Below are 3019 nucleotides of genomic sequence, written 5' to 3'. Positions count from 1 at the left end.
CTTGAGCATCACGCTACCCAACCCACGGCCAACGAGGGTGATCGCGAGCGTAGAAATAGAGAAACCAGTAGGGTAAGCGGCTAGAGTCGCGCCCGCAGGCATCTCAGCCCCATGAGCAAAACCATGGAACAGCATAAACGCACCAACCAGAGTGCCACCTACAGCCGTCGGCAGTTTCGCCAATGTGGCAATCAGGATGCCGGCGACCAGTACGGAGAGGGTAATCCCTGTTTCCACGCCCGGCAGGCTCAGGCCGCCCCAGGCAAGTGTGGCGCCGAGAATCATGCCGCCGATCACGAAGGCCGGGGTGGCGTTTTTCATGTGTTTGCTCTGGCGTACGCTCCAGAAGCCGATGGCGGCCATGGCCAGCAGGTGGTCAAGGCCCAGCATGGGGTGCAGGAGGCCGCTGGTGAAGCCGCCTTCGGCGTGGCCGGAGTGGGCCATGGCAGTGGCGGAAGCAGTCAGCAACGCGGCAGCGGTGAAGAGTTTGGCTGTGAATTTCATGGTTTTCTCCTGATGGTTCTTAAGTCGTTTGTACTCGATTGGCTCAGGCAGTTTCGGCCAGTTTTTCTGGCCGACGCTCCGGCAACATGCCCCGCTCCAGAATGAAGCTGATGATCGTCTCCAGCCCTACCCCGTCGTACAGGTTGGTGAACACGAACGGCCGATCACCGCGCATTTTCTTGCTGTCCCGCTCCATCACATCCAGGGAGGCATGCACCTGTTCGGCGATGTCGATCTTGTTGATGATCAGCAGGTCGGATTTGGTGATACCAGGGCCGCCCTTGCGGGGGATCTTGTCGCCGGCGGAGACGTCGATCACGTACAGGGTGAGGTCGCTCAGTTCCGGGCTGAAGGTGGCGGATAGGTTGTCACCGCCGGATTCCACCAGTACCAGTTCCAGATCCGGGTGGCGGCGCTGGAGGTCGTCGATGGCCGCCAGGTTCATGGAGGCGTCTTCACGGATGGCAGTGTGCGGGCAGCCGCCGGTTTCCACGCCGAGAATGCGGTCTGCGGCCAGGGCTTCGTGGCGCAGGAGGAAGTCGGCGTCTTCCCGGGTGTAGATGTCGTTGGTCACCACGGCAATGTCGTAGTGGTCCCGCAGGGCTTTGCACAACTGGCGCAGCAGGGCGGTCTTGCCGGAACCAACCGGCCCACCGACTCCCACTCTGAGGCAATGTGAAAACCGAGAAAACCGGGACAGATCTTTTTCTTATTTGTGGGCCGGCAACCGATATCAACCGAAGTGCAGAGAGGGCTGGTATTGACTAAGACTAACTCTGAACCTTCAAAGAAGCCGCGAAAAATAAATCTGTCCCGGTCTTACGGTCCCGGTTTTACGCACGGTTTTCCTAAGCGTTGTTATACCGGATTCTAATGCCTTGAGTTTGTGTTCTTGAGGATTTGAGCACACAAAAGTTGTACGGGATATCACATTATTTCTCCTCACATTCAAGGAGATAGAGTGATGCATAACAAGAAACGCCCCTTCATAATAATTGCCTTTTTGGCCTTTCTTATATCAGGCTGTGCAACCAAGCCCTTGCCACAGGAAGAACTCTCAACCTACCAGTCCATCGCTGAACTTATCGCTGATAATGATGGGTTGATGGCACCGTGGATACCCCTTGAACCGGTCTTTATGGGGCAGCCGGTTATCAAAACAGGGCCTGGTTACCACCCGTATTCAGAGGTCAAAGCCCCTATCGATACCCTGAGGACTTATTGCCAAATGGTCTCCCAGGGGGATTTCAAAAAACTTTTCACCAACACGCTCTACGCGAACGCGCATGGAAGTTTCAACGCCTATGGCGGACTCTACAGTTGCAATGTCGAAAAGGTGCCTCTGTGGTATGCGGAATTTGTCACCAAAGACGTTGGGAAGCGAAGTCTGAGTCTTGTCGTTCGTGAGGTCGACCAAAAGAGTGCGCAAACTCAGCTCAAGCGACATGGGGTCAAAGTAAAGCGTCAGAAACAGGCTGAAACGGCCTGGAGGAACAGCCCTCGGGTTAAGCGCTTCATGGCTGAGGCAGGCATGTCAAAGTATCCGGGCTTAACTGTTTGTTCTCGCGATAATGTCATTGCCCGTGTGCAAAGTGTCCGTGCCGACGAAATATTTGTGCAAGTCATTGGCGTCGCTCGATCTCCTGTTATGCGGTCTGAAATGCCGGATTTCCAATTCTTCTCAGGTGAGTCGTTTGAATATTATTTCATGGAGACCGAGGCTACTATGTGGGCGAAGAGTAAAGATTGGGGTGCTTGTCACATTTGATCTGAATGCCAGTGTCTGGAAGATATCTACCCTCCTGATTTGATCAGGAGGGTGAAGGTTCTCAACTTAGGTTAGTGTCAGCTATGGCAAAACCAATCTTTTCTCAAACAGTCAGATGTTTCTTGATTAATTCATCGGACAACTCCGAAATGCCCCCCTCAGAAACCCGCCGCCCCCGATCCAAAATCGCAAACCGATCCGCATACTTCCGCGCAAACGGCAACTTCTGCTCAACCAGCAAGACCGTCAGCCCATCTTCTTCAATCAGCCGACGAATAACCTCCCCAATCTGCGCCACAATATTCGGCTGAATCCCCTCCCCCGGCTCATCCAGAATCAGCAGCCTGGGCTCGATCACCAGCGCTCTGCCAATGGCCAACTGCTGTTGCTGCCCGCCAGAGAGGTCGCCGCCTCTGCGGTGTCGCATTTCCTTCAGCACCGGGAACAGCTCGTACACCCGCTCCGGTATCTTCTTGCTGCCGTCTTTGCGCACGGCCAGGCCGGTGCGCAGGTTTTCTTCCACGGTCAGCAGGGGGAAGATCTGCCGGCCCTGGGGCACGTAGCCAATGCCGAGGCGGGAGCGGTCTTCCACTTTCTTTTTGGTGAGTTCCACGTCCTGGGCGAATTCAATGCTGCCGCTCTTGGTGGTTTCCTCGCCCATGATGCATTTCATCAGGGTGGTTTTGCCCACGCCGTTGCGGCCCATTACGCAGGTGCACTGGCCCTGGGGTACGTCCAGGTCCAGAT

Annotated in this window: 4 protein-coding genes; 1 reads left to right on the top strand and 3 read right to left on the bottom strand. The window is 55.4% G+C overall.

Annotation, left to right across the window (positions count from 1 at the left end):
* Together ACESMW_RS18870 and ureG are read right to left on the bottom strand one after the other, a co-directional pair.
* Positions 1-504, bottom strand: a 504-nt coding sequence (locus ACESMW_RS18870) for a HupE/UreJ family protein (protein WP_372988502.1), incomplete at its 3' end; no start/stop codon positions are given.
* A gap of 43 nt (positions 505-547) precedes the next feature.
* Positions 548-1204, bottom strand: a complete 657-nt coding sequence (gene ureG, locus ACESMW_RS18865) for an urease accessory protein UreG (RefSeq protein WP_372988503.1) — start codon at positions 1202-1204, stop codon at positions 548-550.
* A 264-nt stretch (positions 1205-1468) separates the two neighbouring features.
* Between ureG and ACESMW_RS18860 the strand changes: the two genes are divergently transcribed.
* On the top strand, positions 1469-2272 hold the full coding sequence (locus ACESMW_RS18860; protein ID WP_372988501.1) for a hypothetical protein: 804 nt from the start codon (positions 1469-1471) through the stop codon (positions 2270-2272).
* 103 nt (positions 2273-2375) lie between these two features.
* Here the strand turns inward: ACESMW_RS18860 and urtE are convergent, their stop codons facing one another.
* Positions 2376-3017, bottom strand: coding sequence for an urea ABC transporter ATP-binding subunit UrtE (urtE, locus tag ACESMW_RS18855; RefSeq protein ID WP_372988500.1), 642 nt, complete (start codon positions 3015-3017; stop codon positions 2376-2378).
* Positions 3018-3019 lie beyond the last annotated feature (2 nt).

It is taken from the genome of Marinobacter sp. (genome assembly GCF_041690455.1).
Lineage (GTDB): Bacteria > Pseudomonadota > Gammaproteobacteria > Pseudomonadales > Oleiphilaceae > Marinobacter.
Note: the sequence above shows the minus strand (reverse complement) of the source record. Positions and strands in the feature narration are given on the sequence as shown.